Raw genomic sequence first — 7,092 nt, forward strand, 5'->3', positions numbered from 1 at the left:
GGCACCTTGACACGCGGAGCCCGGATTCCCATCTCGAACCTATGGAAAGCTTGTACCTTATCATAGTCTCGGGTGGCTTTTTGGGCCTGAATGCGCTGGCATACGCCATGCGCCCGGTGTGCCCGCGCGAAGACCCGCCCGACCGGCCCATTCGACGCCGCTGAGCGATTTGCCCCGAGACGACGGAGCCTGGAGCCGAGATGAAGACGATTGTCGTGATGTTGGTTGGGTTGATCGCGCTGAGTGCGGTCCTGGCGTTTATCGAACGCAGAAAGCACCGGAGCTTGCTTAAGCATAACCTGAACCTGCGCCCCAAGAACAGCGCGCATACCGAAAGTGAAATCATCCGGGCGCAGCACCGCGCCGTGCATGATTGGAACCGCCCGCATTAGTGGGCCACCCCCGCCGCGACGCTTTCATCGATGAACCGGCCTTCGCGGAACCGCTCCAGTCCGAAGGCGTCGGTCAGAGGGGAGTGGCCCTTGGCCATCAGCTCGGCCATGCCCCAGCCTGAACCGGGGATCGCCTTGAACCCGCCGGTGCCCCAGCCGCAATTGATGAACACACCCTCCACCGGCGTTTTCGACAGGATCGGAGAGCGGTCGCCGGTCACATCAACGATGCCCCCCCATTGGCGCAGCATCTTGAGGCGGGAAATCATCGGGAAGGTCTCGATCAGGGCGCGCACGGTCTCCTCGATATGGTGGAACGAGCCGCGCTGGGTATAGTTGTTGTAGCCATCCGTGCCACCACCGATCACCATCTCGCCCTTGTCAGACTGGCTCATATAGCCATGCACGGTATTGGCCATCACCACCACGTCCATGCAGGGTTTGATCGGCTCGCTGACCAGCGCCTGCAAGGCCACCGATTCAATCGGCAGACGAAAGCCCGCCTGTTCGGCCAGCAGCCCGGAATGGCCCGCGACCACGATCCCCAGCTTGTCGCAGTCGATCTCGCCCTTGGTCGTGGACACGCCGACAACCCGCGCGCCTTCGCGCCGGATGCCGGTGACTTCGCATTTCTGGATGATGTCCATGCCCATATCCGAGCACGCCCGCGCATAGCCCCAGGCCACCGCATCATGACGCGCGGTACCCCCGCGCGGCTGCCACAGCGCGCCCAGCACCGGGTAACGCGGCCCGGCGATATTGATGATCGGGCACAGCTCCTTAACGCGCTCTGGGCCCACGAATTGGGTCTCGACCCCTTGCAGGGCGTTGGCATGTGCGGTGCGCTGATAACCGCGGATCTCGTGTTGCGTCTGGGCCAGCATCATCACGCCGCGCGGGCTGAACATCACGTTGTAATTCAGGTCCTGGCTGAGCGTCTCGTAAAGCGCGCGGGATTTCTCATAGATCGCCGCCGACGGATCCTGAAGGTAGTTCGAGCGGATAATCGTGGTGTTGCGCCCGGTATTGCCGCCGCCGAGCCAGCCTTTTTCCAGGATCGCCACATTGCGGATACCGTGGTTGCGTCCCAGGTAATAGGCCGTTGCCAGGCCGTGCCCGCCGGCCCCGATAATGATCACATCGTATTTCTTTTTCGGCTTGGGCGAGGCCCAGGCGCGCTCCCATCCGGAATGGAAGCGAAGCGCCTCACGGGCGATGGCAAAAGCGGAATAGCGTTTCATGGGGCGAATCCGACCGGTTGGGTTGCATTTTGGATATCGCGCGACAGGGCCAGAGGTCCACGTTCCGAACCGTCGCAATATCACTCAGTTGCGACATGGGCGCCGCATGGGTCGTTTTGCCCTTTTTCCGGGGCAAGGCCGGTTATAAGTGGGGGATATGATGTTTTGGATACTCACCTGTGCACTGGCGCTGGCTGTGGCGCTTCTTTTGGGCCTTGCGTTGATGCGGACACCGCGCAATGCGCAAACGGCTGCGTCCTATGATTTGCGCGTCTATCGCGATCAGCTCAAGGAGGTGGATCGCGATCTTGCGCGCGGTGTGATCGGAACCGAAGATGCCGACCGGATCCGGGCCGAAATCTCGCGCCGCATTCTGGCCTCGGATGCCGCAGCCGAAGAAACGGGTCCAGAGGGCGCGGGCGGACGTGCCATTGGTCTGATAACGGCTGCGGTCGCAGGTGTGGTGCTGATCGTGGGGAGCCTCTTTCTCTATGCCCGGATCGGAGCGCCGGGCTATGGCGATCTGGCGCTGGCCGATCGGATGGCGCTGGCCGAAGAAGCGCGCCAGACCCGTCCCAGCCAGGAGGAGGCCGAAGCCTCCCTGCCCCCACAAAGCCAGCGCAGCGATGTCAGCCCCGATTTCGTGGCCTTGATGGAGCAGTTGCGCACCACGGTGGCGACGCGGCCCGACGACATTCAGGGGCACCGGCTGCTGGCCCGCAACGAAGCCGTGCTGGGCAATTTTACCGCCGCTTATCAGGCACAAGCGCGGGTGATCGAGCTGTTGGGTCCGGGGGCGACGGCCTCGGACTGGACCGACTATGCCGATATGCTGATCCTGGCCGCGGGTGGCTTTGTCTCGCCCCGGGCCGAGGATGCGCTGACCCGCGCCTTGCAGATCGACCCGCAGAACGGGCCCGCACGCTACTATATCGGGCTGATGCTCAGCCAGATCGGCCGCCCCGACCAGGCTTTTGCCATGTGGCAGCAGCTTTTGGTCGAAGGGCCGCAGGACGCGCCCTGGATTGCACCGATCCGCCTCCAGATCGAGGAGATGGCGTTTCGCGCAGGCTTTAACAATTTCGTGCTGCCCGACCCCGACGAATTGGCCGGTCCCACTGCCGAGGATATCGAAGCCGCCGACGGTCTGTCGGCAGAGGATCGCCGCACGATGATCGAAGGCATGGTCTCGGGGCTTGCCGAAAGGCTGGCCGACGAAGGCGGGCCGCCCGAGGAATGGGCGCGCCTAATCGGCTCGCTGGGCGTGCTGGGGCGCGAGGCCGATGCGATCGCGGTCTATAACAATGCGCTGGTGACCTTTGCCGATGATGATGCGGCGATTGAGGTTATCCGGGACGGCGCGCGCCGGGGCGGGCTGATCCCGTGATCTGCGCCGACATCGCGGCGTTCCGCGCGGCCGCGCGGCCGATGAGCACGCTCTTGGGCCTCGATCTGGGCGACAAGACCATCGGGGTTGCGGTGTCGGACCGGATCTGGAGCGTGGCAACCCCGCTGGAAACGATCCGGCGCCGGAAATTCACCCTCGATGCGGCGCGGCTGCTGGAGATCATCGCCCATCGCGAGGCCGGTGGCGTGATCCTGGGCCTGCCGCGCAACATGGATGGCACCGAAGGACCGCGGTGCCAGTCCACCCGGGCGTTCGCGCGCAATCTGGAGCGGCTGACCGATCTGCCCATCACCTTCTGGGACGAACGGCTCAGCACCGTCGCGGCGGAAAAGGCGCTGCTGGAGGCGGATACGACACGAAAACGTCGCGCCGAGGTTATTGATCATGTGGCCGCGGGCTATATCTTGCAAGGAGCGCTGGACAGACTGCGCCATATCAATGAGGCAGCACAATCATGAGCGACAGCGCATCAAACGACCAGGTCTGGACACGCAACGAGGTGCAATCGCCTTGCATTCAGATCTGCGTCGTGCATCCGGCGGAACGGATCTGTACCGGGTGTTTCCGCACCATTGACGAAATCACCCAATGGTCGAAGATGAGCGCCGAAGACCGCAGCCGGATCATGGATGAGCTGCCGACCCGTGCCCCGCGCCTGGCCAAACGCCGCGGCGGGCGCGCGGCCCGTCAGATCGGCTGACCGTCTGCCATCCCGCGCCAAATCGAGAATCGGAATCGCGCCGCAGGCGCGGCAATTGGATCCGGTGGGCAGGGCCAGAGTGACGGCCATCCGATGCGGGGCAGACCGCCTGGCAAATCGCGTCAGACCCGGCTCAGATCCCGTCCAGCCAGGCCGACATGCCGCCGCCCGACACTTCAGGCCGGAAATAGGCGATCATGCGCCCGGGCGCCTCTGGCCCCTGCCAGGGCGCAACCCCATGCAGCGCCAGACGATGCACCAGATAGGCCTCCCCCGGACGAGCGTGAACGATCACGCGCGCGCAGCTCTCGAACACCGCGCGACGGGCCGCCTGATAAACCTCCGTCACATCCACGTCTCCCCAATATGCGGGTGGATGCCCGTCAAAGACCTTGCGGAAAGCGGCGGCCATGATCTTGTGGCTGCCCTCCCAGACGACCATTGGCGCCGCCTCTGGCGAACTGTCGGTCAAGGGCAGGCCCAGCACCCAGGCATGTGGCTCGCGAACAAACCGTCTGCGGGCGGCCCCTTCGGCCAAAACCCCGTCCACATGGGCCGCATCCCGGTTGAGACGATACCGAAAGCCCTGAGCACTCTCGCCCCTGCGCGGCTTGGGATAGCCGGGAAAGATCACCGACAGCTGTGCCGGATGAAGGGGCGGGAGCGGCCCAAAACTGTCCCGAAGCGCATCGATCGCAGGGCCTTCCAGCGCTCTGCCCGCAAGCGCGCCGCTGATGTCATTGGGCAGCGCGTCGACCCCTATGAACCAGGTGTTTTCACAATCATACCAATGCGCAAGCGCAGGATCATGAAGAGCTTTAAGCCCGGCCTCCCGCGCGGCCTCGGTCCAATCCGCCGTCCGGCTGTCCCAGCCGAACCGGGCCCAACCGCACCGCGCCAGCCCGTCTACCATCCCAGTGCCTTGCGCAGCATGTTCAGCGCCACCACGATCAGAAAAACCGCAAAGACCCGCTTGAGTGGCGCGGGGTTCATCGCATGCGCCATCCGCACACCCAAGGGGGTCGTGATCAGCGTCATCGCGATCACCACCAGGAAAGCCACGCCATTGACCGCGCCCACGGTAAAAGGCGGCCGCGACACCGGATCAACCGGTACCAGCAGAAATCCGATCACCGAGGGCACCGCGATCAACACGCCAAACCCCGCCGCCGTCGCAACCGCGCGGTGAATGGGCCGACCGAACAGCGTCATCAGCGGCACACCGAAACTGCCGCCGCCGATGCCCATCAGCACCGACAAAAACCCCACAACGGGGGAGAGCGCCGCACGGATCAAACCGCCGGGCATCGCCTCGCCCAACCTCCAGGTCGCCCGGCCAAAGGCCATATAAAGACCCACCGTCACGCCCAGCACCCCAAAGATCGCCTGAAGCGTTTCGGATCTCAACGAGGATGCTACCATCACCCCCCCGATCGCGCCGATCGCAATCCCCGGCGCCCAGGTCTTCAGGATCTGCCAATCCACCGCCCCTTTCGCGTGATGGCTCAGAACAGACCGTACCGAGGTCACGATGATCGTGGCCAGCGACGTGGCAAGACAGATCTGCATCAACTGCGGGCTGTCATAGCCAAGCGTCTGGAATGCATAGAAAAACGCCGCCACCAGGACGATACCGCCGCCCACGCCCAGAAGCCCCGCAAGCACGCCCGCGATGGCGCCGATGACCATCAAAAGCCCCAGCATCTGCAACAGGAGCACCGTGTCGGGCATCAGAAAACCTCGTTTCGGGGATAGAAAATCAGCCGCTCTCTACACCGCGTGAGCCTGGGTATCCAGTGCGGATATCTGCGCAAGCGCCGCCTCGACCAGGTCCGGCCCGGCACCCGCGCGCACTGCCCCTTCCGAGAGCGTTCGCCGCCATCCGCGCGCGCCGGGACGTCCCGCAAAGAGGCCCAGCATATGACGGGTAACCTGATGAAGGCGTCCGCCACCGCTCAGATGTGCCTCGATATAGGGGAGCATCGCGCGCGCGGCCTGTTCGGGCGTGCTGTCCCTCCCGGAGCCAAAGATCAGCCGGTCCGCGCGGCACAGAATATCGGCGGGCTGGTGATAGGCCGCGCGCCCGATCATCACCCCGTCAAGCCCGGCATCCAGGAACCCCTGCGCCTCCTCCAGCGAGGAGATGCCCCCGTTGATCGAGATGTGGAGGTTGGGAAAGAGCCCCTTCATCCGCTGCACCAACGGATAGTCGAGCGGCGGGATATCGCGGTTCTCCTTGGGGCTGAGACCTTGCAACCAGGCCTTGCGCGCGTGGATCGTGACCCGTTCACAGCCGGCGGCCACGATGCGGGCCAGAAACTCCGGCAACACCTCCTCGGGGTTCTGGTCATCCACACCGATGCGGCATTTGACGGTGACGTCGACATCCACCGCATCGCGCATCGCCGTGACGCAATCGGCCACGAGGCCGGGCTGCTCCATCAACACCGCGCCAAAGCAGCCCGATTGCACCCGGTCCGAGGGGCACCCGACATTGAGGTTGATCTCATCATACCCCGCCGCCGCCCCCAGTCGCGCGGCCTGCACCAGTTCACGCGGATCCGACCCGCCCAATTGCAGCGCAACCGGATGCTCGGCGGGATGAAACTCCAGCAGATGCAGCGCTCCACCACGCACCAACGCAGGCGCAGTAACCATCTCGGTATAAAGCAAAACGTCACGGCTGAGCAGCCGGTGCAGATAACGGCAATGCCGGTCGGTCCAATCCATCATAGGGGCACAGGATAATATAGCGTGTTGATTTATTTGCATTTTTTGTGTATCTTCAAACTGTTGGCGGCGGATGCTTCTACGCTGGAATACGCCCCAATATCCCCGAATTTGCCCCTTTACGACGACTCATTGCACACATAGCGCACACGAAAATGGCCTCCATCACCAAGCTCCCCTCCGGTGCCTACCGGGTCCAGATCAGACGAAAGGGCCGCTACGCGAGCGAGACGTTCCTCCGCCGCGACGACGCCCATCGTTGGGCCCGCCAGGCGGAGACCCGGGTCGATCAGGGGCTGGCGCCGAACAAGTCGTCCGTTTCCCGCCTCCAGACCTTTGGCGACCTCATTGATCTTCATATAACCGATATGTGCGAGGTAGGGAAACCGCCGCGTCGCAGCAAGGCCGCCACGCTTACGACGCTCAAGCGCGATCTGGGCAAGGAGAAGATCGGGCACCTCGACCGGCAGAAGCTTATCGACTACGGCAAGCATCTGTGTTTTTTCAAGCGCAGAATTGGGTTGATTTTGACCCTCGCGCTGGGTTTTGACCGGTTTATGGTTTGCATGGTTGCCGGACTCTTTGTCCGGCGAGGGGGGATTTGCCCAACAGCAAAGTTTG

Annotated in this window: 8 protein-coding genes and 1 pseudogene; 5 read left to right on the forward strand and 4 right to left on the reverse strand. The window is 63.6% G+C overall.

The features are described from left to right. Nucleotides 1-200: 200 nt before the first annotated feature. The gene (locus HEP69_RS21860; protein WP_290560636.1) at nucleotides 201-392 is read left to right on the forward strand and encodes a hypothetical protein; all 192 of its coding nucleotides are present in this window, start codon (nucleotides 201-203) and stop codon (nucleotides 390-392) included. On the opposite strand, the gene HEP69_RS21865 is transcribed toward HEP69_RS21860, so the two are convergent. After that, nucleotides 389-1,633, reverse strand: a complete 1,245-nt coding sequence (locus tag HEP69_RS21865; protein ID WP_290560637.1) for a sarcosine oxidase subunit beta family protein — start codon at nucleotides 1,631-1,633, stop codon at nucleotides 389-391. The genes HEP69_RS21860 and HEP69_RS21865 overlap by 4 nt on opposite strands. A 157-nt stretch (nucleotides 1,634-1,790) precedes the next feature. Between HEP69_RS21865 and ccmI the strand changes: the two genes are divergently transcribed. From ccmI to HEP69_RS21880, 3 genes are read left to right on the forward strand one after another with little or no spacing between them, the layout of a single operon-like run. Next, nucleotides 1,791-3,020, forward strand: a complete 1,230-nt coding sequence (gene ccmI, locus HEP69_RS21870) for a c-type cytochrome biogenesis protein CcmI (RefSeq protein WP_290560638.1) — start codon at nucleotides 1,791-1,793, stop codon at nucleotides 3,018-3,020. A gap of 41 nt (nucleotides 3,021-3,061) precedes the next feature. Then, a complete protein-coding gene (gene ruvX / locus HEP69_RS21875) occupies nucleotides 3,062-3,499 on the forward strand; it encodes a Holliday junction resolvase RuvX (protein WP_290560644.1) in 438 nt (145 codons plus the stop codon). Beyond that, a complete protein-coding gene (locus tag HEP69_RS21880) occupies nucleotides 3,496-3,741 on the forward strand; it encodes a DUF1289 domain-containing protein (protein WP_290560639.1) in 246 nt (81 codons plus the stop codon). Before ruvX ends, HEP69_RS21880 begins: the two co-directional genes overlap by 4 nt. A gap of 133 nt (nucleotides 3,742-3,874) precedes the next feature. On the opposite strand, the gene HEP69_RS21885 is transcribed toward HEP69_RS21880, so the two are convergent. The 3 genes from HEP69_RS21885 to dusA are packed head-to-tail and all read right to left on the reverse strand — an operon-like array spanning nucleotide 3,875 to nucleotide 6,513. Beyond that, the gene (locus HEP69_RS21885; protein ID WP_290560640.1) at nucleotides 3,875-4,654 is read right to left on the reverse strand and encodes a hypothetical protein; all 780 of its coding nucleotides are present in this window, start codon (nucleotides 4,652-4,654) and stop codon (nucleotides 3,875-3,877) included. After that, on the reverse strand, nucleotides 4,648-5,472 hold the full coding sequence (locus HEP69_RS21890; RefSeq protein ID WP_290560641.1) for a sulfite exporter TauE/SafE family protein: 825 nt from the start codon (nucleotides 5,470-5,472) through the stop codon (nucleotides 4,648-4,650). Before HEP69_RS21890 ends, HEP69_RS21885 begins: the two co-directional genes overlap by 7 nt. 39 nt (nucleotides 5,473-5,511) lie before the next feature. Further along, a complete protein-coding gene (dusA, locus tag HEP69_RS21895; RefSeq protein WP_290560642.1) occupies nucleotides 5,512-6,513 on the reverse strand; it encodes a tRNA dihydrouridine(20/20a) synthase DusA in 1,002 nt (333 codons plus the stop codon). 113 nt (nucleotides 6,514-6,626) lie between these two features. On the opposite strand from dusA, the pseudogene HEP69_RS21900 reads away from it, so the two are divergent. Continuing rightward, nucleotides 6,627-7,092, forward strand: a pseudogene (locus HEP69_RS21900) (hypothetical protein); the annotation flags it as partial.

Origin of the sequence: Aestuariivita sp., assembly GCF_021404545.1 — a bacterium.
Classification (GTDB): domain Bacteria; phylum Pseudomonadota; class Alphaproteobacteria; order Rhodobacterales; family Rhodobacteraceae; genus Aestuariivita.